The 22,017-nt window shown below is 66.2% G+C and carries 19 protein-coding genes and 1 pseudogene; 4 read left to right on the forward strand and 16 right to left on the reverse strand.

Annotation, left to right across the window (positions count from 1 at the left end; all coding sequences use genetic code 11):
* Positions 1-5 precede the first annotated feature (5 nt).
* Together G6N33_RS00960 and G6N33_RS00965 are read right to left on the reverse strand one after the other, a co-directional pair.
* Entirely contained in the window at positions 6-1,610 is a 1,605-nt protein-coding gene (locus G6N33_RS00960) for a GMC family oxidoreductase (protein WP_231382628.1), read from the reverse strand.
* Between the two features lie 273 nt (positions 1,611-1,883).
* On the reverse strand, positions 1,884-2,666 hold the full coding sequence (locus G6N33_RS00965; RefSeq protein ID WP_231382725.1) for an alpha/beta hydrolase: 783 nt from the start codon (positions 2,664-2,666) through the stop codon (positions 1,884-1,886).
* Between the two features lie 180 nt (positions 2,667-2,846).
* Between G6N33_RS00965 and G6N33_RS00970 the strand changes: the two genes are divergently transcribed.
* Positions 2,847-3,689, forward strand: a complete 843-nt coding sequence (locus tag G6N33_RS00970) for a hypothetical protein (protein WP_044511448.1) — start codon at positions 2,847-2,849, stop codon at positions 3,687-3,689.
* Positions 3,690-3,759: 70 nt separating this feature from the next.
* Here the strand turns inward: G6N33_RS00970 and G6N33_RS00975 are convergent, their stop codons facing one another.
* From G6N33_RS00975 to G6N33_RS01000, 6 genes are all read right to left on the reverse strand, one after another.
* Positions 3,760-4,767, reverse strand: coding sequence for a VWA domain-containing protein (locus G6N33_RS00975; protein WP_044511444.1), 1,008 nt, complete (start codon positions 4,765-4,767; stop codon positions 3,760-3,762).
* Entirely contained in the window at positions 4,764-5,726 is a 963-nt protein-coding gene (locus tag G6N33_RS00980; protein WP_044511442.1) for a DUF58 domain-containing protein, read from the reverse strand. Before G6N33_RS00980 ends, G6N33_RS00975 begins: the two co-directional genes overlap by 4 nt.
* Positions 5,723-6,850, reverse strand: a complete 1,128-nt coding sequence (gene moxR1, locus G6N33_RS00985; RefSeq protein ID WP_044511440.1) for a chaperone MoxR1 — start codon at positions 6,848-6,850, stop codon at positions 5,723-5,725. Before moxR1 ends, G6N33_RS00980 begins: the two co-directional genes overlap by 4 nt.
* A 115-nt stretch (positions 6,851-6,965) precedes the next feature.
* The gene (gene ripB / locus G6N33_RS00990; protein WP_044511438.1) at positions 6,966-7,697 is read right to left on the reverse strand and encodes an NlpC/P60 family peptidoglycan endopeptidase RipB; all 732 of its coding nucleotides are present in this window, start codon (positions 7,695-7,697) and stop codon (positions 6,966-6,968) included.
* A 9-nt stretch (positions 7,698-7,706) separates the two neighbouring features.
* Complete coding sequence (gene ripA / locus G6N33_RS00995) at positions 7,707-9,140, reverse strand: NlpC/P60 family peptidoglycan endopeptidase RipA (RefSeq protein WP_101528791.1); 1,434 nt, start codon at positions 9,138-9,140, stop codon at positions 7,707-7,709.
* A 240-nt stretch (positions 9,141-9,380) separates the two neighbouring features.
* Positions 9,381-9,875 (reverse strand): Rv1476 family membrane protein, encoded by a 495-nt coding sequence (locus G6N33_RS01000; RefSeq protein WP_231382724.1) that lies wholly within the window; start codon positions 9,873-9,875, stop codon positions 9,381-9,383.
* A 302-nt stretch (positions 9,876-10,177) separates the two neighbouring features.
* On the opposite strand from G6N33_RS01000, the gene G6N33_RS01005 reads away from it, so the two are divergent.
* Together G6N33_RS01005 and G6N33_RS01010 are read left to right on the forward strand one after the other, a co-directional pair.
* Positions 10,178-13,000 carry an aconitate hydratase gene (locus G6N33_RS01005; RefSeq protein ID WP_163771435.1) on the forward strand — a complete coding sequence of 941 codons (2,823 nt, stop codon included), beginning with the start codon at positions 10,178-10,180 and terminating at the stop codon, positions 12,998-13,000.
* Positions 13,001-13,023: 23 nt separating this feature from the next.
* Positions 13,024-13,629 (forward strand): TetR/AcrR family transcriptional regulator, encoded by a 606-nt coding sequence (locus tag G6N33_RS01010; RefSeq protein WP_044511430.1) that lies wholly within the window; start codon positions 13,024-13,026, stop codon positions 13,627-13,629.
* On the opposite strand, the gene G6N33_RS01015 is transcribed toward G6N33_RS01010, so the two are convergent.
* The 4 genes from G6N33_RS01015 to trxA form a co-directional block, all read right to left on the reverse strand.
* Positions 13,626-13,814, reverse strand: a complete 189-nt coding sequence (locus G6N33_RS01015; RefSeq protein WP_044511429.1) for a helix-turn-helix domain-containing protein — start codon at positions 13,812-13,814, stop codon at positions 13,626-13,628. The two genes, G6N33_RS01010 and G6N33_RS01015, sit on opposite strands and share 4 nt — an antisense overlap.
* Before the next feature lie 103 nt (positions 13,815-13,917).
* The gene (locus tag G6N33_RS01020; protein WP_101528792.1) at positions 13,918-15,546 is read right to left on the reverse strand and encodes an ABC-F family ATP-binding cassette domain-containing protein; all 1,629 of its coding nucleotides are present in this window, start codon (positions 15,544-15,546) and stop codon (positions 13,918-13,920) included.
* Positions 15,547-15,592: 46 nt separating this feature from the next.
* Positions 15,593-16,402 (reverse strand): enoyl-CoA hydratase, encoded by an 810-nt coding sequence (locus G6N33_RS01025; protein ID WP_044511427.1) that lies wholly within the window; start codon positions 16,400-16,402, stop codon positions 15,593-15,595.
* 50 nt (positions 16,403-16,452) lie between these two features.
* Positions 16,453-16,803: a thioredoxin gene (trxA, locus tag G6N33_RS01030; protein ID WP_044511426.1), complete on the reverse strand. Its 351-nt coding sequence runs from the start codon at positions 16,801-16,803 to the stop codon at positions 16,453-16,455.
* 233 nt (positions 16,804-17,036) lie between these two features.
* Between trxA and G6N33_RS01035 the strand changes: the two genes are divergently transcribed.
* The gene (locus G6N33_RS01035; RefSeq protein WP_044511425.1) at positions 17,037-18,866 is read left to right on the forward strand and encodes an acyl-CoA dehydrogenase; all 1,830 of its coding nucleotides are present in this window, start codon (positions 17,037-17,039) and stop codon (positions 18,864-18,866) included.
* A gap of 10 nt (positions 18,867-18,876) precedes the next feature.
* Here G6N33_RS01035 and G6N33_RS01040 read toward each other — a convergent pair whose 3' ends face one another.
* From G6N33_RS01040 to G6N33_RS01055, 4 genes and pseudogenes are all read right to left on the reverse strand, one after another.
* Positions 18,877-19,848: a YihY/virulence factor BrkB family protein gene (locus G6N33_RS01040; protein WP_163771438.1), complete on the reverse strand. Its 972-nt coding sequence runs from the start codon at positions 19,846-19,848 to the stop codon at positions 18,877-18,879.
* Between the two features lie 106 nt (positions 19,849-19,954).
* Positions 19,955-20,302 carry a metal-sulfur cluster assembly factor gene (locus tag G6N33_RS01045; RefSeq protein ID WP_044511423.1) on the reverse strand — a complete coding sequence of 116 codons (348 nt, stop codon included), beginning with the start codon at positions 20,300-20,302 and terminating at the stop codon, positions 19,955-19,957.
* A pseudogene (gene sufU / locus G6N33_RS01050) lies at positions 20,241-20,745 on the reverse strand (Fe-S cluster assembly sulfur transfer protein SufU). Before sufU ends, G6N33_RS01045 begins: the two are co-directional and overlap by 62 nt.
* Positions 20,746-20,763: 18 nt before the next feature.
* Positions 20,764-22,017 (reverse strand): cysteine desulfurase, encoded by a 1,254-nt coding sequence (locus tag G6N33_RS01055; protein WP_044511421.1) that lies wholly within the window; start codon positions 22,015-22,017, stop codon positions 20,764-20,766.

Raw genomic sequence — 22,017 nt, forward strand, 5'->3', positions numbered from 1 at the left:
TCAACTTATCGCCTTGCCTCGTCGAGGCCGAAATCGGCATGCTCGCTGGTCAACAAACCGGCTGCGGTCAGCACGAAATCGGCCGCGCGCTCCCCGATCAGCACCGACGGCGCATTGGTGTTGCCGGAGGTGACCGCCGGCATGATCGACGCGTCGGCCACCCGCAAACCTTCGACGCCGTAAACGCGGAGCCGCGGATCCACCACCGAGGCAGCATCGACGCCCATCTTGCAGGTGCCCACCTGGTGGTGGTAGGTCATCGCGGTGCGGCGAACATATTCGCTCAGCGCGTCCCCGGACCGCAGCTGGGGACCCGGGTACTGCTCCCGGAATCCGTACCCGCGCATCGCCTCGGCGCCGTGTGCCTCGCGGCACAGTTCGACGGCGAACACCAGCGCGGCGAGGTCCTCGGGGCAGGTGAAGGTCGCGGGATCGATCAGCAACGGGTCCTCGGGGTTCGGACCGGTCAGCCGGATGCTGCCACGACTGTTCGGCCGGACCATGCCCGCCAACAGCGAGATGCCGTTCTCCGGCCCGGTCATCCATGCCTGGCTGTAGAGCGGAAAGCCGAACACGATCGGTTGGACGTCGGGCGTCAGCAAACCCGGTCGGGAGCGTGCCCACAAATGCGTTTGGGCCAGCGGAAGGCCGGGTGCCGGCGGAGCGATCGTTTGCTCGGTGGTCAAAACCACCGGGGCCAGAACGTGGTCGTGCAAGTTGCGCCCGACTCCTGGCAAGTCGGCCGTTACGGGGACGCCGACGGCACGTAGGTGGCCGGCGTCGCCGATGCCCGACATCATCAGTAGCCGCGGCGATTCGATGGTGCCCGCCGACACGACAACCTCTAACGCGGCGGTCGCGGATTCCAGCCGGCCGCCGCGGAGCCATTGCACCCCCACGCACCGGCCGCCGTCCATCGTCAGCCGGCGAGCGTGCGCACCAGTGAGCACGGTGAGGTTGGGGTTGGTCTCGATGGGTCGCAGATAAGCAGCGGCGGTGCTGTGCCGCCGCCCGTCTTTGATCGTCAGCGCCATCGACGACACGCCGTCGAGCACACCGCTGTTGTAGTCCTTATTCACCGGCAGTCCGAGCTCGGCGAAGCCGGCCATCACCGAGCGTTGCACGGGATCCGGCTGGTATCGGGTGAGCACATGCAGCGGCCCGCCGACACCATGCAGTTCGGAGGCACCGCCGTCGTAGTCCTCCATCCGGCGAAAGACGGGCAGCACGTCGGCCCAGGACCAGCCGGCGTTGCCCAGATACGCCCAATGGTCGTAATCGAACCTGGCTCCGCGAACGTAGATCATCGCGTTCAGCGAGCTCGAGCCGCCCAAGACCTTGCCCCGCGGCCAGTTCAGCCGTCGGTCGCAGGCCTGCGCCTGCGGGACGGTCTGGTAAGCCCAGTCATCGGGGCTGGACCACAGCTCGAACATCCGCGCCGGGTCGGCGATCGCCGGGTTGGTGTCCGGCCGGCCGGCCTCGAGGAGCAGGACGGTCAATCCGTGGTCGACAAGTCGCCGCGTGATGGCGGCTCCCGCCGATCCCGCTCCCACGACGATCACGTCGGCGTTGTGCTGCAAAGTCGGCATCAGGCGCGTCAGTCCCTTCATTCGAGCAGTGGAATCACTTCCACTCTGGGGACGGCTGACGGCCCGTTCTTGACGCCTCGCGTACGGAATTTTCCGGCTAGCGCATGCCAGCGACACGTGCGCGTACCGGGCGTCGGTGAGATCACGCCGGCATCGCTCGATCGGGCGGGCGCGAATCCAGCCCGTGACCGTCTCGCCCGCAAACAATGCGGCAACTAGCCGCCCATCGCCGGCGTCACAATCGCCCGGTCCCGGCGGTTCACGGTGCCTTGCGGTTTCTGGTGCCGTTGCGGTTTACAGCCCGCGCTGGGCCAACCACGCCAGGATGCATTCGGCCACCACCGGCCACCGCGGTTCGAGCATCATCTCGTGTCCAATGTTGGAGATGATGCTCGGCTCGGTGCCGTAGTACGCCGCCGTCGCCACCACGTCACGGGGCGGATACATGGCATCCCGTTCCCCGCCGACCACCAGCACGGGGGTGGTGATCCGCGGCCTGCGCAGCACTGCCGCCGGCCCCATGTCGAAGACCAACGCGCGCGTGCTTTCGGGCTGGAACCGCTGGATAGCCGCGGCGATACCCGGCTCGGGCATGTCGTCACCGAAAAACAACTCGCGGGCGCCCGACGTCGTGCCCCCGGACAGGTCCGACGGGCGACCGGTAAGGCCGAATTTCGATGCGCGCCAAGGGTGCCGGCGAAGATTGCGCAGCAGTGTGGGTAAGTGTCCGCGCGGCGGTGCCGACGCGAGCAACACCGCCGCCGGTGCGGAATGGTTGACCAGATACTTCTGCACCACAAAGCCGCCCATGGAATGACCCACCAGGATCGGCCGCGGCGTCAACGGGTCGACAACCGATGCGACGTCATCGACGTAATCGGAAATCGAGCACAGCCACAGGGGCTTGCTCGTGGCGCTGTCGCTGTGCCCGCGCAGGCTCGGGGCCAGGACCCGGTATCCCCGTTCTGCGAAGAAGTCCAGGAAGTGTTCGTCCCAGGACCATCCGCCCTGGAAGGCGCCGTGGACGAACACCAGCGGGTGCGGGTGCGCCTCGGTTGGCTGACCCTTCGCGATCACTGCGAGCAAGCGATACTCCTCTATGCGCGACAAACGCTGCCACACTTCACTATTCGGGAGCTGCCCGCGCGAGACTTGCTCGCAGGTGCATGACTCTTGCCCGTCCGCGCCCAATGTCGCATATCAAGCGCCGCGAGCGGCCCCTGCGGCCGTGTCGGTGGCGCTCGTCACGCTTGGGGCATGGATGAGCCGTTTCTGGGCAGCCAGGCTCGGGCTGCAGGCACGCTGACGGGCTATCAGTTGCGAAGTCGGTACGTCGCGCTCCACAAAGACGTTTACCTGTCGCGCGATGTGGAGTTGACTGCGCGATTACGCGCCAAAGCGCTGTGGCTTCGCTCGCGCCGCCGCGGCATTTTGGCCGGTTACTCGGCTTCGGCACTGCACGGCGCCAAGTGGGTCGGCGCGAGTCTTCCCGCCGCCATCATCGACACGAACGTCCGCCGCGAACCCGGTATCCAGGTTTGGGAGGACCGCATCCAGGCCGACGAGGTCTGCATCGTCGACGGCATGCGGGTTACTACCCCGGCAAGGACGGCTCTCGACCTCGCCAGTCGCCTCCCCCCGGACGTCGCCGTTGCCGCAGTCGAGGCCCTCATTCAGGCCACCCACCTCAAACTGGCCGACATCGAGTCACTGACCGAGCGCTACCGGGGCCGCCGTGGCATGAAGGCAGCCAGGGCCGCTCTGGATCTCGTTGACGGCGGAGCGCAGTCACCGAAGGAGACCTGGCTGCGCCTGCTGTTGATCCGCGCGGGATTCCCGCGACCGCAGACCCAGATCGCGGTTCGCAACGAATTTGGTTGGGCCGAAGCATATCTGGATATGGGCTGGGAGGACGTCAAGGTCGCGGCCGAGTATGACGGTGGACATCATGCAACCAGCCGCTACCACTACCGGAAGGACATCCGCCGGCACGAGAGGGTGACGCATCGATACGGATGGATCGTGGTCCGCGTCGTTGCGGAGGACCATCCCGACGACGTCATCCAGCGAGTGCGGGAAGCGCGGGCCTCGCGAGCCTAACCAGATTGCGAAATTCGCGGCGGAAAATCGCACGTTGGTTAGGCTCGCGCGAAACGCTCGGGAAAACGGGTTAATTCGGCAGGCGTCGATTGATCAGCAGGGCCGCCAGGGCGGCGAGCGCCAACACCAGCGCACCCAGCCGCAGCCAGCCCACGCTGGCGTCACCTTTGATGGTCTCGTACCCGATCTGCTGCTGCAGGGAGGCGTAGACGGCCTTCAACTCCGCCAAAGTGGCGGCGCTGTAAGAGTTTCCACCGGAGAGCTGGGCGACTTTCTTCAGCGTCTCATCGTCGACCGGCACCGGCTGGCGTTGATCGTTGATCTCCACGAAGCCGTAGGGGGTGCCGAACGAGATCGTCGAAATCGGCACACCCTGGTCTTTCGCGGTGCGCGCCGCGGTGAAGGCGCCCTTCGGGTTGTCGGGGTTGGTCGGCATCGTCTCCTTGCCGTCGGAGAACAACACGATGCGCGCCGGGGGCGGCTTGTCACCGCCGCCGATGACCGCTCCAACCGTGGCGATGGCCTGCAGCGCGGTGAAGATGCCCTCCCCGGTGGCGGTGCGGTCGGCAAACTGCAGCTTGTCCAGAGCGACCTTGGTCGCCTCGCGGTTGGTCGTCGGCGACACCAGAACGGTCGCGGTCCCCGCGTAGGCGATCAGACCCAGGTTGATGCCCGGGGTGAGCTCGTCGGCGAACTGCTTGGCCGCCTCCTGGGCGGCGGCCATTCGGTTGGGTTCGACGTCGGTGGCCCGCATCGACTGCGACACGTCGATCACCAGCATCACGACCGCGCGGTTGCGCGGGATCCGGACATCGTTGGTCGGGCCCGCCATCGCGACGGTAAACAGCACCAGCGAGGCCACCAGCAGGATTGCCGGCACGTGCCGCCACTTGGCGGGCCGTTTGGGGGCCACGCTTTCCAGCAGCTCCATGTTGGCGAACCGCAGCATCCGCCGCTGCCGGGCCAACTGCATCGCCACATAGAGCACGACCAGCCCGGCGACGACGAGCAGGAACAGGAACCACCACGCGTGAGCGAACCCGGACAGCGACATTGCGCCGAGCAGAGGCACCGTCACTGGCGCCCCGCCATGGCCCCGCGTCGTCGGGACTCCACAAAGCGGACGATGTCGGCGATCCAGTCCCGGTCGGTGCGCAGCGTCAAAACCGGTGCGTCACAACCGCGGATGGTGCGGGCCACGTCGGCGCGATGCGCGGCCGCGGCCTTGGCGAAGTCGTCACGCAGTTGCGCGTCGACGGTGAATTCGCGGGTCACCCCGGTCTCGGCGTCTTGCAGCACGACGTCCCCCACGTCGGGCAGTTCGATGTCCCTGGGGTCGAGCACCTCAATGGCCAGCACCTCGTGGCGGGCGGCGATCGCGCGCAGCGGACGCATCCAGTTGATCGGTCCCAGGAAGTCGCTGATGATCACCGCCATGCCGCGGCGGCGCTCCGGCCGGCGCAATGCGTCGATGGCCACCGCGAGGTCGCCGCGCACCCCGACCGGCGCCTTGGGCATCGTCGCGATGGTGCGCAACAGCGTCTGCTCGTGTTGCCGTCCGGACCGGGCCGGCACCCGAACCGTGGTGGCGCCGTTGGTGATCAGCGCACCGAGCCGATTACCGCCGCCGCTGTTGAGGAAGGTGATAGCGGCCGCGGCGGCCACCGCCAGGTCACGCTTTTCGCAGACCGTGGTACCGAAGTCCAGGCTGGCCGACATGTCGACCACCATCCACGTCTCCAGCTCGCGGTCGGCGATCATCTGCCGCACATGCGGGTGGGTGGTGCGGGCGGTAACCGCCCAGTCCATCCGCCGCACGTCGTCGCCGGGCTGGTACTCCCGCGACTCCCCCGGCTCCGAACCGGGCCCCGGAATCAGGCCGAGGTGATCGCCGTGCAGGACACCGTCGAGCTTGCGCCTGACGGTGAGCTCCAGGGTGCGCAGCGCCGCCGACAATTTCGGGTCGTCGATCTGTCCGCGCTGAAAAGACGGCGGATGTAATGCCGCGGGCTTGGCGGCAGGTTTCGGGTCGGTCACCGACTGCCGGCCGCACCCGCAGCCTGCATCACCGGCGGTACCGAATGCCCTTGCTGCGGAACGGCATTCACTTGCGGAAGGGCGACTGTCTGCAGGACCCGGTTGATCACGATCTCGGGCGAGATCTCGTCGGCCAGCGCATCGTAGGTGAGCACCAACCGGTGTCGCAGCACGTCGGGGATGACCTCGACGACGTCTTGCGGGATGACGTAGTCGCGGCCACGCACCAGCGCCAGCGATCGGGCGGCCGCGATGATGCCCAACGAAGCACGGGGAGACGCGCCGAACGAGATCCAGGTCTTGACGTCGTTCATGCCCAGCTGCTCGGGGTGGCGGGTGGCGGTGACGATGCGCACCACGTAGTCCACCAGGGCGTGGTGCACGAAGTTGTTGGCCGCGATGTCCTGCAGCCGCAGCAGGTCGCCGGTCTCCAGAATCTGCTTGGGCTGGGGCGGTTTGACACCCATCCGGTAGATGATCTCGCGCTCTTCCTCGGGCGAGGGGTAGCCGACGTTGATCTTGAACAGGAAGCGGTCGCGCTGGGCCTCGGGGAGCTGATAGACACCCTCGTGCTCGATGGGGTTCTGCGTCGCCATCACCAGGAACGGGTTTGGCAGCGGGAACCGCTTGCCACCGATCGACACCTGGCGTTCGGCCATCACCTCCAGCAGCGCCGACTGCACCTTGGCGGGCGCCCGGTTGATCTCGTCGGCGAGCAGGAAGTTGACCACGACGGGGCCCAGCTCGGTGTCGAACTCTTCCTTGCCCTGCCGGTAGATGCGGGTACCGATGATGTCGGTGGGCACCAAGTCAGGCGTGAACTGGATGCGTGCGAAGGTCCCGCCGACCACTTTGGCGAACGTCTCGACGGCCAGCGTCTTGGCGACGCCCGGCACCCCTTCGAGTAGCACGTGCCCCTTGGACAGCAGACCGACCAGCATCCGCTCGACGAGTTGGTCCTGGCCGACGATGATGCGCTTGACCTCGAAGATTGCCCGTTCCAGGGTGTGTACTTCGGCAGCCAAACCGTCGGCGCCCCCGGACGGCGCCGCATGGGCTCCGGGACCCGACTGTCCACCCGGGTAACCACTGGCCCCCTGGGGTGGCCCACCTGCTGCTGTCATCACATCCCTTTCTCGGTTCCACCGACAACGCGTCGCCGTGCCCTGGTCCAACTATTCCAGGCCGCTGGGATTCCGTCGACGCCACGCGGCGCGGGGAGCAAATCGCCCACCCGGGTCAGTACTCGATGATCCTAGTCAGGTACGGCGTCATGCCGGGCTTGCGCACGGGACTCACGGTCACCTTGCCCGCGCTTCCCGAGGCCTCGAGCATCTGCCCGTTGCCCAGATACATGGTGACGTGTTGGCCACCGCCCGGGCCGTAGAAGATCAGGTCGCCGCGGCGCGCCTCGTTGGGCGGAATGTGGCGACCGGCGTTGTACTGGTCGCCGGAGAACCGCGGGATCAGCACGCCGACGCCGGCGAATCCGTACCGCATCAGGCCCGAGCAGTCGAACCCGGTGATGTTGGCGCCGTCGCCGACGCCCTTGCTCGGCCCGTCCAGCGAGCCGCCGCCCCACGAATACGGAACACCCATCTGCGAGCCCATCCGCTTGATCACGTACTCGATGGCCTGACGGCCATAGACCCGCGGGATCTTGCCGCCGGGGTTGGTGGGGCTGGCCGCGGCCGGGGCCGGATCGCCGAGGATGTTGATCCCGAGTCCGCCCAAAAATTGCCTGCCCAAGTCCATCGTGGTCTGGGTGGCCTGGGCGGTGGCCTGCAGCGACGCGTTCGCCACGGCCAGCGGATCGCCGGGGGCGCCGGCACTGACGGTGGCGGGCAGGGTGGGGTCCCACGCGGGATCGGCATTGGCGACGGGGGCCGGGGCGGCGACAGACAACACCAGCCCGGCCACCACGGCGGTGAGCCAGGCTACGTTGATCAGACGAAAACGCTTGTGCCCCATAGATCCTCGTTAATATTCGATGTAGCGAACCACGTACGGTGTCATGCCGCTGGTACGCACGGGCGCGACGCGCACCTTCAGCCCGATATCGGGAGCCTCGAGCATCTGGCCTTGACCGAGATAGATGGTCACGTGCTGGCTGCCGCCCGGGCCGTAGAAGATGACGTCACCGCGGCGCATCTGGGAAGACGGGATCTTGCGGCCCAGGTTGTACTGCGAGCCCGAGTAGTGCGGAAGCTTGATGCCGACCCCGGCGAACGAGTAGAGGACCAGACCCGAACAGTCGAAACCGGTGATTCCCGCCCCGGAGTCGATGCCTTTACTGGGACCGGCCGCATTGCCGCCACCCCAGGAGTAGGGCACGCCGACCTGCGACAGGCCGCGGCGGATCACATATTCGGAGGCCTGCCGGCCATAGACCCGCGGTATCCGTGCGCCGACGCCGCCGGGCGCCGCGTTGGTGATCCCGGTGTCGTCGGGTCGCAGGATGCCGAGTTGCTGCAGGAAGCCCTTGCCCATTTGCGCGGTGACCTGCGTGGAGGTGGCCGAGATGCCCAGCACCTGATTGATCACCGCGACGGGGTCACCCGGGACGTTGGCACTCGGCACCATCGGCAGCGTGGGGTCCCAGCCGTCCCACCGGCGCCCTCCCGCCATGGACGGCCCGGCCGGGGCGCCCGGATCCCAGCGGTCGCCGGTCGTCGGTGCGCCCGGCCCGCCCTCGGACCAATGCGCCGACGTCAGTTGGGCCTGCTGAAGTTTGGCCTGCGCCTCGTCGCGCTCGGCGGCCAGCCGAGCGATCTGTTCGCGCTGCTCGTCGAACTTGCGCTTCGACTCGGTGAGCGCGGCGACCGCCGCGTCCTGGCTGGCTTTCGCGTCGGCGGCGGCCTTTTCGGCCTTCTGCTTGGCCAGCCGCGCCGCGGACTCCTTGTTGACCTGCTCGGTTCGCGCCCGCTGCAGGTTGTCCATCACCGTCTGGCTACTCGCGGTCAAGGTCCGCGAGGCGGATTCGGTGGCGATGATGTCCTCGGGGCTACTCGCGGTCAGGTAGCTGCCCGACGGACCGTTCATGTACACCGCCGCCGCGAAGGTATTGAAACGGCGTTGCGCCGCGGCAATGGCCGCGTTGGCGTCCTTGACCGACTGCTGGCTGACTTCCAGGTCGTGCTGGGCCGCGACGACGTTGTCCCGCGAGGTCTCCACATCGACCAGAGCCTTGTTGACGGCCTCCTGCTCGCCCTGAATCTCGGCGCTCAGATCTTCCAGACGCTGGTTGGCCTTGGCGACGTTGGCGATCAGCGCGCCGAGAGTGTCGGCGCTCGGATCACTGTGCGCCAGACCGGGTGTGGTGACGAGCAGGGCCAGGCTCAATACCGAGGGGATGACGGGACGGATTAGCCTGCGGAACGGTCGCGTAGCGGAGCCGCGGCGTGTAGGTCTCATTCGACTTGGCTCCCCTTGGGATCAACGCGGACGGCGGCGCCAGCCCCTTTTATCGCTACGGGCGCCAAACACAACACGAGCATCATTTGCACCGTACGTCACACTGGTGCGCGGCGAAATGCTCGTGACAAATCGCAACCCTCTACGTGCGTTTAATGTGACCGAACGGTTATCTACCTGGTTTGCCGCACGCCGTCGCGGAATCCGCCCGCGAGGTCCGGATGTGAAGGATGTGGGTGGTTAGACGCCCTCTGCCGGCTGGCCGGCGGCGGCCGGTTCGATGTCCGGCGAGGTTGCTGGCCGCCGAGCGCGCACCTGTAGGAACCGCGCGCCGACGGCCGCGGCGAGCACGGCGATTAGCAGGAAAATGGTCAGCCCAGTCCAGGGAAACTCGGGGGTTTCCAGCTCGTGCAAAAAATGCTGCGCCGAGACGACGGGATTGCCCGTTTTGGCGATGTCCTCGCCGGCCTCGAGCGTGACGCGCGGGAACTGCGTGCTGTAGGTGCCGACGTAATTGGGGCTCAGTGTCAAGACGGTGGCGTCGTGATAGTCGGCGCCGACCACGGTGGAGATGTCACGCAAGGGTGTGTCGTTCGGCGGATTGTGGTCGAGCAGCACAATTTTGAGATTGATGCCGGCGGCGTGCGCCTGATCGACCAGCTCGCGCAGGGCCGGGGCCGCCTCCGGCGGCGCGCTCACACCGGACGCGGCGACCGCGGCCTTGATCGCCGTCATGTCGACGTCTTGAGGAATGTAGGCGGGCAGCACCGGATGCCAGGAAAACGTGGTCTCCGGTGATGGAACGAACGAACCCTGCCCGGTCACGGTGTGCCTCCTGCCCGCGGTAGCGCCTGCGCTACACGAACCGTACGCGAAGGGTCCGAGAAAAAGGTTTCAACCCGGCCTCGACCCGAGAAGACTGAAAATGATGTGCCGACGCATTGCAGGACAAGCGTACTGTTAGGGTTGGCATGATCGTCCGGAGCACCGCCCGGCACAGCCCCGCCGGCGGAAGAACTTAATCCCAGGGAGTTGATGTGACCAAGCAAGATTCTGTGAACTCGTTCGGAGCCCGCGACACCCTGAAGGTCGGCGACAAGAGTTACCAGATCTACCGTCTGGACGCCGTACCCAACACCGAGAAACTCCCCTACAGCCTGAAGGTCCTCGCCGAGAACCTGCTGCGCAACGAAGACGGCAGCAATATCACCAAGGACCACATCGAAGCGATCGCGAACTGGGATCCCAACGCGGAACCCAGTATCGAGATCCAGTACACCCCCGCTCGGGTGGTGATGCAGGACTTCACTGGGGTGCCCTGCATCGTCGACCTGGCCACCATGCGCGAGGCGATCGCCGATCTCGGCGGCAAGCCCGACAAGGTCAATCCCCTGGCGCCGGCCGATCTGGTGATCGACCACTCCGTGATCGCCGATCTGTTCGGCACCGCCGACGCGTTCGAGCGCAACGTCGAAATCGAATACCAGCGCAACGGCGAGCGCTACCAATTCCTGCGCTGGGGCCAGGGCGCCTTCGACGACTTCAAGGTCGTGCCGCCCGGTACCGGCATCGTGCACCAGGTCAACATCGAGTACCTGGCCAGCGTCGTCATGACCCGCGACGGGGTGGCGTATCCGGACACCTGCGTGGGCACCGACTCGCACACCACGATGGTCAACGGCCTCGGTGTGCTGGGTTGGGGCGTCGGCGGTATCGAGGCCGAGGCCGCGATGCTGGGCCAGCCCGTGTCGATGCTCATCCCCCGCGTCGTCGGCTTCAAGCTGACCGGCGAGATCCAGCCGGGAGTCACGGCCACCGACGTCGTCCTCACGGTCACCGAGATGCTGCGCAAGCACGGCGTGGTCGGCAAGTTCGTCGAGTTCTACGGCAAGGGCGTCTCCGAGGTACCGCTGGCCAACCGCGCCACACTGGGCAACATGAGCCCCGAATTCGGCTCCACCGCAGCCATTTTCCCGATCGACGAGGAGACCATCTCCTACCTCAAGTTCACCGGCCGCACCGATGAGCAGCTGGCACTGGTCCAGACCTACGCCAAAGAACAGGGCCTGTGGCACGACCCCGACCGCGAACCGGCGTTCTCCGAGTACCTCGAGCTCGACCTCTCCACGGTGGAACCGTCCATTGCCGGACCCAAACGGCCGCAGGACCGCATCGCGTTGTCGGCCGCCAGGGCGACGTTCCGGGAGCAGATTCTCAGCTACGTCGACGGGGACGAGGATGGCAAGCAGGGCTACTCGAAACTGGATGAGGCCGTCGAAGAGACCTTCCCGGCCAGCGACCCCGGCGCGGTGTCGAACGGCCACGCCGACGACGTGCCCGAGACGCACTCGGCGGCCGCACATTCCAAGGGCCGCCCCAGCAACCCGGTCACCGTGAAGTCCGACGAACGCGGCGAGTTCGTCCTCGACCACGGTGCCGTGGTGATCGCCGCGATCACCTCGTGCACCAACACCTCCAACCCTGAGGTGATGCTGGGCGCTGCGCTACTGGCCCGCAACGCCGTCGAAAAGGGTCTGGCGTCCAAACCATGGGTGAAGACCACGATGGCCCCCGGCTCTCAGGTGGTCAACGACTACTACGACAAGGCTGGCCTGTGGCCCTACCTGGAGAAGCTCGGCTTCTATCTGGTCGGCTACGGCTGCACCACGTGCATCGGCAACTCCGGCCCGCTGCCCGACGAAATCTCGAAAGCCATTAACGACAATGACCTTTCGGTGACGGCGGTGCTGTCGGGCAACCGGAACTTCGAGGGCCGCATCAACCCGGACGTCAAAATGAACTACCTGGCCTCACCGCCGCTGGTGGTGGCCTACGCGCTGGCCGGCACGATGGACTTCGACTTCGAAAAGCAGCCGCTGGGCACCGACAAGGATGGCAACGACGTCTACCTCAACGACATTTGGCCGTCGCAAAAAGACGTCTCGGACACCATCGCCTCGGCGATCAACTCCGAGATGTTCACCAAGAACTACGCCGACGTGTTCAAGGGCGATGAGCGGTGGCGCAACCTGCCCACCCCGAGCGGCAACACCTTCGAGTGGAATCCGGATTCGACGTATGTGCGCAAGCCCCCGTACTTCGAGGGCATGCCCGCCGAGCCCGAGCCAGTCGCCGACATCACCGGCGCGAGAGTGCTGGCGCTGCTGGGTGATTCGGTTACCACCGACCACATCTCGCCCGCCAGCAGCATCAAGCCCGGCACGCCGGCCGCGCAGTACCTCGACGAGCACGGCGTGGAGCGCAAGGACTACAACTCCTTCGGTTCGCGGCGTGGCAACCACGAGGTGATGATCCGCGGCACGTTCGCCAACATCCGGCTGCGCAACATGCTGCTCGACGATGTCTCCGGGGGATACACCCGCGACTTCACCCAGGATGGCGCGCCCCAGGCCTTCATCTATGACGCGGCGCAAAACTATGCGGCACAGAACATTCCGCTGGTGGTCCTGGGTGGCAAGGAGTACGGCTCGGGCTCGTCACGAGACTGGGCGGCCAAGGGAACCCGGCTGCTGGGTGTGCGGGCGGTGATCGCGGAGTCGTTCGAGCGGATCCACCGCTCCAACCTGATCGGCATGGGCGTGATCCCGCTGCAGTTCCCCGAGGGCAAGACGGCTCAGGAACTGGGCCTGGACGGCACCGAGGTGTTCGACATCACCGGCATCGACGCGCTCAACGAGGGCAAGACGCCGAAGACAGTGCACGTCAAGGCCACCAAGGACGACGGGAACCCGATCGAGTTCGACGCGGTGGTGCGCATCGACACCCCCGGTGAAGCCGACTACTACCGCAACGGCGGCATCCTGCAGTATGTGCTGCGCAACATGCTGAAGTCCGGCTAGTCCGAGCCCAGCCACCCCGGCCCATGCCCAAAGTCAGCGAGGACCATCTGGCGGCTCGCCGCCGCCAGATCCTGGACGGTGCGCGACGGTGTTTCGCCGAACACGGCTACGACAGAGCCACCGTTCGACGACTGGAGCAGTCGATCGGGATGTCGCGTGGCGCGATCTTTCACCACTTCCGGGACAAGGACGCGTTGTTTTTCGCGCTGGCCCACGAGGACGCGGAGCGGATGGCCGACGTCGCCTCGCGCGAGGGACTGATCCAGGTGATGCGTGACATGCTCGCCGCACCAGAGCAGTTCGACTGGCTGGCCACCCGGCTGGAGATTGCGCGCAAGCTGCGCAACGACCCCGCCTTCAGCCGAGGCTGGTCTGAGCGGTCCGCGGAACTGGCGGCCGCCACCCACGATCGCCTGCAACGCCAGAAGGAAGCACACCGGGTCCGCGACGACGTCCCCGGTGACGTGTTGCAGTGCTACCTGGAACTGGTCCTGGACGGATTGGTGGCTCGGTTGGCCTCCGGCGAGGATCCGCGACGGCTGTCCGCCGTCCTGGATCTGGTGGAAAACTCGGTGCGCCGCAACGATTCTGGGCCGGCCTCAACGCACCAAGTGGACGGCAGCGGCTAGCGGTGCCGGGTATGGTTCGGACCACCCCGGCTGCGCATCGTGGTCCCCGATTCGCGCAGCATGCTGTGAATCGACCCGTACGATCTGCCGGTGCTGGCGACCAGCGTCCGAATGCTCGCACCGCCTTCGTAGGCGTTGCGTAGTTCGTGCAGCAATTCGGCGCGCAGTTCTTTCGACGTTGGCACTGACCCCTCCACGCTTGAAACTCAAACCCAAGCCCCAAGAGTAAGAAGCCGATGTCTTACGCGTGTCAATTTGGCCGAATTCGCCGACGATCACTTGCCGGGCTCAAGCGAGCTCGATGAGATCCCGGTATTCCTCGGACCAATAGTCCTCGGTGCCGTCGGGCAGCAGCACGACCCGCTGCGGATCCAGCGCCTCGGCGGCACCGGGGTCGTGTGTCACCAGCACCACCGCGCCCTGATAGCTGCGCAGCGCGTCGAGGACTTGTTCGCGCGACGCCGGATCGAGGTTGTTGGTCGGCTCGTCGAGCAGCAGCACGTTCGCCGTCGAGGCCACCAGGCCGGCCAGCGCGAGCCGGGTCTTCTCGCCACCGGACAGGGTGCCGGCGGGCTGGTCGAGCTGCGGGCCGCTGAACATGAATGCGCCGAGTAGGCCGCGCAGCTCCTGCTCGCCGGATGCGGGTGCGGCGTGCCGGATGTTCTCCCACACGCTCGCATCGTTGTCGATGGTGTCGTGCTCCTGCGCGAAATAGCCCAGGCGCAAGCCGTGCCCGGGCTCGATGCCGCCGGTGTCGGGGATTTCGGCGGCGGCCAACAGGCGCAGCAGCGTGGTCTTGCCGGCGCCATTGAGCCCCAGCACCACCACTCGCGAGCCGCGATCGATGGCCAAATCGACGCCGGTGAACACTTCCAGGGAGCCGTAGGACTTGCTCAGGCCCTTGGCCACCAACGGGGTTCGACCGCAGGCAGCGGGGGTGGGGAATTTGATCCGAGCGACCTTGTCGGCCACCCGCTCCTCGTCCAGGGCCGCCATCATGCGATCGGCACGACGCAACATGTTCTGTGCCGCAACGGCTTTGGTGGCTTTCGCGCCCAGCTTGGCGGCTTGGGAACGCAGCGCGGCGGCCTTGCGTTCGGCGTTGGCGCGCTCGCGGCGGCGACGCTGTTCGTCGGTGGCGCGCGCGTCCAGATACTTCTGCCAGGTCATGTTGTAGACGTCGGCCTCACCGCGCACGGCGTCCAGGAACCACACCCGGTTGACGACGTCGGCGAGCAACTCGACGTTGTGGCTGATGACGACCAGGCCGCCGGTGTGCGAGCGCAGGAAATCCCGCAGCCAGCCAATCGAATCCGCGTCCAGGTGGTTGGTCGGCTCATCGAGCAGCAGTGTGGTCGACGAACCTGAACCGGTATCAGACGCGGCGAACAGGATGCGGGCCAGCTCCACCCGGCGACGCTGACCACCGGACAGCGTGCGCAGCTGCTGAGTCATCACCCGGTCCGGCAGACCGAGACTCGCGCAGATCCGCCCGGCTTCGCTTTCGGCGCCATAGCCGCCCAGCGCGACGAACCGCTCCTCGAGTTGGCCGTAGCGACGGATCGCGCGGTCGCGGGCGTCGTCGTCGGCGACCTCGGCCATCAACGCCTGCTGCTTCTCCAGATCGGTGAGCAGAACGTCTAACCCGCGGGCGGACAACACGCGGTCGCGGGCCAGCACGTCGAGATCGCCTTCTTTGGGATCCTGTGGCAGATAACCGATTTCGCCGGTACGGGTGACCGTGCCCGCATACGGTTCACTCTCTCCGGCCAGAATGCGCAGCGTCGTCGTCTTGCCTGCGCCGTTGCGGCCGACCAGTCCGATGCGGTCGCCGGGCTGAATTCGCAAATCGGGACCGTCAGGTGAGAGCAGGATGCGCGCGCCAGCGCGGACCTCAAGGCCCGTAGCCGTGATCACGATCGCTCTCCTCGTTTATCGCTGCTTGTCGCCCGGTACCGGGCCGCTACTTGTCGTCGGTGAACATCGGCGGTCGGCGCTCTGCGCGTGCAGCAACCGCTTCTTCGAAGTTGGCAGTGAGCAGACGGACGAAAAGCTGTCCCAAGCCTTCGGCTTGCATATGCCCTTCCAGGCTACCGGCGTCCAGTCCACTCCACAGTGTGCGTTTGGTCAATTCGACCCCGGGCCGGGAAAACGCGGCGATGCGGGCGGCGATCGCGTAACAGGTGTCCAGCAGCTGGCCGTCGGGCACCTGGCAGGACACCAGCCCGATGCGCTCGGCCTCCTCCGCGGTGACGTCGCGCCCAGTCAGCATGATCTCGAATGCGCGCGAGGCGCCGATGGCCCGGGGCAAAAGGTAGGACAGCCCCAGTTCGCTGGCCGTCAGCCCGTTGTTGATGCCCGCCGCCCGGAAGTACGCGCTGGTGGAGGCGACCCGAATGTCGGCCGCCAACGCCAGGCACAGCCCGCCGCCGATCGCCGCGCCATTCACCGCCGCGATGACGGGTTGGTGCAGGCGGCGCATCGCCAGAATGACCTCGTCGAGCACCTCCATCGAGCGCAGCGCATACGTGGGCCGGGTCAGCCCGTCGACGTTGGGCACCGATCCCGCCGACTTGTGATCGGCGCCCGACGAGAAACCCCGGCCCGCGCCGGTCAACACCACAACCCGCACGGAGTTGTCGTAACTCACCTCGTCCAGGGTTTTTTTCAGCGGCACCATGACGTCGAACGCCATGGAATTCATCCGCTCGGGCCGGTTGAGGGTGATCAGCGCTACACCGGGCCGAGGGTGTTCCAGGAGTACCAAACTCACCCGTGAACGGTATCGCGCGTCGTTGCTGACGACCTATTCGGCGGCGGGCCCTAACCCTTTTCCGCCTCGGCGGCCTCGACGTCGAAGTCGCGGATCTGCTGTACCAGGTCCTCTAGCGCCGCCGGCGGCAACGCCCCGGGCTGGTTGAACAGCAATTTGCCCTTCTTGAACGCCATCAGCGTCGGAATGGAGCGAATCTGGGCAGCGGCGGCGAGCTGCTGCTCGGCCTCGGTATCGACCTTGGCGTGCACGATGTCGGGGTGCTTCTCCGAGGAGGCCTGAAAGGTCGGTCCGAACTGACGGCACGGTCCGCACCAGGAAGCCCAGAAATCGACCAGGACGATGTCGTTGTTCTCGATCGTCGCGTTGAACTGCTCCGCAGTAAGTTCCAGTGTTGTCACGTTTTGCCTAACGCCGCGTCGTACCCCGATGTTCCCGCGCGAAGGTCGCCCACCGGCAAGTTCCCGCGCATCCCCCATCCTGCTCCGGCGCGCCGGGGATGGCCAGCGCAGGCCCGGCTGTGGGCCCCCGCCGCGAGGTTACGGTTGCGGAGGTTTTTCCTGCTCAGACACACTTAGGGCTTGATGATCCGTCGCGGTACGGGCCAGTTGAGGGACCAGTTGGAGGAGATGTCTTGGGCCACTACATCGCTAACGTCCGTGATCTCGAGTTCAACATCTTCGAAGTTCTCGATGTCGCAGCCGTGCTGGGCGCCGGCGAATACGCCGATCTCGACGTCGACACGGTGCGGACCATCTTGGCCGAGGCCGCTCGCCTGGCCGAAGGCCCGGTCGCCGAAACCTTCGCGTTCGCCGACCGCAACCCGCCGGTCTTCGATCCCGAGACGCACAGCATTTCCGTGGCGCCCGAGTTGGCTAAGACCGTGCAGGCGATCAAGGACGCCGGGTGGTGGCGACTCGGCCTGGCCGAAGACATCGGCGGCATGCCGGCGCCGCCGCCGCTGGCGTGGGCGGTCAACGAGATGATTTTCTGCGCGAACCCGTCGGCCAGCTTCTTCTGCCTGGGTCCCTTTATGGCGCAAGCCCTTTACACCGAAGGCGACGAGCAGCAGAAGAGGTGGGCGGCCGAGGGCGTCGAGCGCGGTTGGGCGGCCACCATGGTGCTCACCGAACCCGACGCCGGGTCGGACGTCGGTGCGGGCCGCAGCAAGGCGATCGAGCAACCGGACGGCACCTGGCACATCGAGGGCGTCAAGCGGTTCATCTCCGGCGGCGATGTCGGCACCACTGCCGACAACGTCTTTCATCTCGTGCTGGCCCGCCCGGAGGGCGCCGGCCCCGGCACCAAGGGGCTGAGCCTGTTCTATGTGCCCAATTACCTGTTCGATCCCGAAACGTTCGAACTGGGCCCGCGCAACGGGGTTTTCGTCACCGGACTGGAACACAAGATGGGGATCAAGTCCTCCCCCACCTGCGAGGTGACCTTCGGCGCCACCGGTGTGCCCGCCGTGGGATACCTGGTTGGCGGGGTGCACAACGGGATCGCGCAGATGTTCACCGTGATCGAGCACGCGCGCATGACGATCGGCGTCAAGGCGGCCGGCACCCTGTCCACCGGCTACCTCAACGCCTTGGCGTATGCCAAGGAGCGAGTGCAGGGCGCGGACATGACGCAGATGACTGACAAGACCGCACCGCGGGTGACGATCCTGCACCACCCGGATGTACGCCGCAGTCTGATGACCCAGAAGGCCTACGCCGAGGGCTTGCGGGCACTGTATATGTACGCCGCCGCACATCAGGATGATGCTCTAGCGCAACAGGTTTCGGGCGCCGATCACGATCTGGCCCACCGCATCGATGACCTGTTGCTGCCAATCGTCAAGGGGGTGAGCTCCGAGCGGGCCTACGAGATCCTCACCGAGTCGTTGCAGACGCTGGGCGGGTCGGGCTTCCTGCAGGACTATCCGCTCGAGCAGTACATCCGCGACTCCAAGATCGACTCCCTCTACGAGGGAACGACCGCGATCCAGGCGCTGGACTTCTTCTTCCGCAAGATCGTCCGCGACCACGGCCAAGCGCTGCAGTTCGTGATCGCGCAAATCAACAAGTCCATCGACACGTGTGACGACGCGCTGAAATCGCAAGCGCAGCTGCTGCAAACCGCACTCGACGACGTGACGGCAATGACCGGCGCGCTGACCGGCTTCTTGATGTCGGCCAGTCAACAGCCCACCGAGATTTACAAAGTGGGACTCGGCTCGGTGCGGTATCTGCTCGCGGTGGGCGACCTGCTCATCGGCTGGCAGCTGCTGGTGCATGCCGGAATCGCACACGCAGCACTGGCCGGCAGTCCGTCGCCCAGTGACGAGGCGTTCTATCAGGGCAAGATCGCGACATCGGCGTTCTTCGCCAAGAACATACTGCCGCGGTTGACCGCACTGCGCCGCGTCGTTGCATCCCTCGACGACGACGTCATGCGCCTCTGCGAAGACGCCTTCTGATTAGTCCCGGTCAGGTAGCGGCGGGCGGGTGTGTGTCGTCGAAGCGCACGCTGACCCGTTGAAGTCGTTTGACGCGTTCGGCTTTCGCCTTTTTCGCATAGGTCCGGCGATCGGCCGGGGTCAGTTCCGCATCGTCGCTGAAGGCGCTGAGCAACGCACGCGGGTAGAGCCGTTCCACCAGGACGACGTTGAGCTCGGCGCACAGCACCAGCGTCGTGGACACCAGGTACAGGAAGGCCAGCATGCCCAAGACCAATGCGAACACACTGTTGGTGGCGCTGGACGTCTTGACCGTGTGCTGGATATAGCCGGCCCCGAACCACTGCAACGTTTGCCAAATAACTGCCGCCGCGACGGCTCCCGGAAGCACCTGCCGGTAGGTGAGGTCACGCGCGGTGGTCACGCGGAACGCCACCAGGCAGATCACCGCATTGATCGTGATGGCCGCGACGGCGACGCAGATCTTGCCGAAGATTCCGAACACCCCGGTGGTCTGACCGATCCCGGACAAGACGGTGGCCGCCAACGCCACCGAGCCGAGCACCAACACCAGCAGCAGGCTGCGCAGACGCGACTGAAAGATATTGGGGCGGTTGTTCTTCGGCACGGCCCACACCGAGTCCATGGCGTTCTGTAGCGCTTGACCGACGCCCAGCCCGCCGTAGAGCGCACCCAGAATCCCGACGATGATCGCGGTGGCCCCGCCGCTGAGCGCCTCCGGCTGGTGCAGCTGGCTGCCGATGACCGGGAACTGGCTCAGCGTGCTGTGCATCACCTGCTGGTGCAGATCGGGCCGCCCGGCGAGCACCACCCCCAATCCGGTGGTCAGCAACAACAGCAGCGGAAACAGCGACACGAAGCCGTAATAGGTGATCAGCGCGGCCAGATAACCACCTTGATCATCGAGGTACTTGTAGATGACCGCGACCGCGACACTGACTCCGCGATTGCGCCGCTGCAACCTATCCAGCCACCCGAACATCGCCGATCACTTCATCCCCCGTACGCGCCGACACCCAACAAATGGGATGCGCGGGTCATACCCGCATTCGGGACGCGCCAATCGCGCGGGGCCGCCGGGAAGAGCTTTAGACGGTGAAGCCGAGCGCGCGGAGTTGTTCGCGGCCGTCCTCGGTGATCTTGTCCGGCCCCCAGGGCGGGTTCCACACCCAGTTGATCCGCAGATCGTCGACCAGTCCGCTACCGACCAGCGCCGTGCGCGACTGGTCTTCGATCACATCGGTCAACGGGCAGGCCGCCGACGTCAACGTCATGTCGATAGTCGCGACCGTGCCCTCGTCGCCCTCTTCGACGTTGAGCCCGTACACCAACCCCAGATCGACCACGTTGATCCCCAACTCCGGGTCGACGACGTCACGCATCGCCTCCTCGACATCGGCAAGGAATTCCTCGCTGGTCGCGGTGGTTTCGCTCATCGCTGGTCCTCCTCGAAAGCATGGCTGGCTTGCGCCAGTGCGTCTTTGAACGCCATCCAGCCCAGTAGGGCGCATTTCACCCGGGCGGGATACTTGGCTACTCCGGCGAACGCGATGCCGTCGCCCAGGACATCCTCGTCGCCCTCGACCGTTCCCCGCGACGACACCATTTCGGTGAAGGCGGTGACGGTCTTCAACGATTCACCCACGCTCTGGCCGATCACCTGCTGGGTGAGCACCGAGGTGGACGCCTGGCTGATCGAACACCCCTGCCCGTCGTAGGAGACGTCGAGCACGGTCTGCCCATCGTCGGACAGTGTGACCCGCAGCGTGACCTCGTCACCGCAGATCGGGTTCACGTGCGACACCTGCGCACCGAACGGCTCGCGCAGGCCACGGTGTTGCGGGTGTTTGTAGTGATCGAGGATCACGTCCTGATACATCTGCTCCAGGCGCACGGCTCACGCTCCGCCGAAGAAGTCCACGGACCGGCGCACGCCGGCCACCAGCCGCTCGACCTCGTCGGCGGTGTTGTACACGGCGAACGAGGCGCGCGCCGTGGCGGCCACGCCGAATCGGCGGTGCAATGGCATCGCGCAGTGGTGCCCGACGCGCACCGCCACGCCCTCGTCGTCGAGCACCTGGCCCACGTCGTGCGCGTGCACCCCGTCGACGACGAACGCGACCGGCGAGCCCCGATCTTCGATCGATGTCGGGCCGATGATGCGCACCGCGTCGATCCCGGACAGGCCGTCGATGGCCTGGGCCACCAGCTCGCGCTCGTGGGCCTCGACGGCACCCATGCCCAGAGCGGCGAGATACCTTGCGGCCGCGGCTAATCCGACCACCTGCGAGGTCATCGGAGTGCCGGCCTCAAACCGCTGCGGCGGTGGGGCGTAGGTGGTGGCTTCCATCGTGACCGTCTCGATCATCGAACCGCCGGTCAAAAACGGCGGCAGCGCATCGAGCAGCTCGCGGCGAGCGTAGAGAACGCCGATCCCGTTGGGCCCCAGCATTTTGTGGCCCGAAAAGGCGCCGAAGTCGACGCCCAGCGCGTGGAAGTCGACCGGCTGGTGCGGCACCGACTGGCAGGCATCCAGCACGGTGAGCGCGCCCACGGCCTTGGCCCGGGCCACCAGCTCACTCACCGGCGCCACCGCACCGGTCACGTTCGAATGATGGCTGAAAGCAACAACTTTGACGCGCTCGTCCAGTTGCAACGAGTCCAGATCGATGCGGCCGTCGTCCGTGACGCCATACCAGCGCACCGTAGCCCCGGTCCGCCGGGCCAGTTCGTGCCACGGGACGATGTTGGCGTGATGCTCGAGTTCGGTGACGACGATAACGTCGCCCTCCCCCAGTGCGCCGTCGAATCGACTGTCGCCCAATACATACGACACCAGGTTGAGCGACTCGGTAGCGTTCTTGGTGAAGACCAGCTCGTCGGCGCCGGCACCGACGAACGCCGCAATGTCGGCCCTGCCCTGCTCGTAGGCGTCGGTAGCCTCCTCCATCAACTGGTGGGCGCCCCGATGGACCGCGCCGTTGGAGGTCACCAGGAACTCGCGCTCGGCATCCAGCACCTGTAGCGGCCGCTGAGACGTCGCACCGGAATCCAAGTACGCCAACTGCTTTCCGCTGCGCATGACACGCTTGAGGATGGGAAAATCGGCACGGATCGCCGCGAGATCCAGTCGATGCACGGGGGCCGCCAT

Source organism: Mycobacterium simiae (genome assembly GCF_010727605.1).
In the GTDB taxonomy this organism is placed as follows: Bacteria; Actinomycetota; Actinomycetes; order Mycobacteriales; family Mycobacteriaceae; genus Mycobacterium; species Mycobacterium simiae.

What these genes read in the sequence shown, in the direction of transcription:
- G6N33_RS01045 (WP_044511423.1), bottom strand. Translation starts at nt 20,302, where the DNA reads ATGAGCGAAACCACCGCGACCAGCGAGGAATTCCTTGCCGATGTCGAG.
- moxR1 (WP_044511440.1), bottom strand. Translation starts at nt 6,850, where the DNA reads ATGACAGCAGCAGGTGGGCCACCCCAGGGGGCCAGTGGTTACCCGGGT.
- G6N33_RS01010 (WP_044511430.1), top strand. Translation starts at nt 13,024, where the DNA reads ATGCCCAAAGTCAGCGAGGACCATCTGGCGGCTCGCCGCCGCCAGATC.
- G6N33_RS00960 (WP_231382628.1), bottom strand. Translation starts at nt 1,610, where the DNA reads ATGAAGGGACTGACGCGCCTGATGCCGACTTTGCAGCACAACGCCGAC.
- G6N33_RS00970 (WP_044511448.1), top strand. Translation starts at nt 2,847, where the DNA reads ATGGATGAGCCGTTTCTGGGCAGCCAGGCTCGGGCTGCAGGCACGCTG.
- G6N33_RS01055 (WP_044511421.1), bottom strand. Translation starts at nt 22,017, where the DNA reads ATGGCGGCCCCCGTGCATCGACTGGATCTCGCGGCGATCCGTGCCGAT.
- ripB (WP_044511438.1), bottom strand. Translation starts at nt 7,697, where the DNA reads ATGGGGCACAAGCGTTTTCGTCTGATCAACGTAGCCTGGCTCACCGCC.
- G6N33_RS01000 (WP_231382724.1), bottom strand. Translation starts at nt 9,875, where the DNA reads ATGACGGCGATCAAGGCCGCGGTCGCCGCGTCCGGTGTGAGCGCGCCG.
- G6N33_RS01040 (WP_163771438.1), bottom strand. Translation starts at nt 19,848, where the DNA reads ATGTTCGGGTGGCTGGATAGGTTGCAGCGGCGCAATCGCGGAGTCAGT.
- ripA (WP_101528791.1), bottom strand. Translation starts at nt 9,140, where the DNA reads ATGAGACCTACACGCCGCGGCTCCGCTACGCGACCGTTCCGCAGGCTA.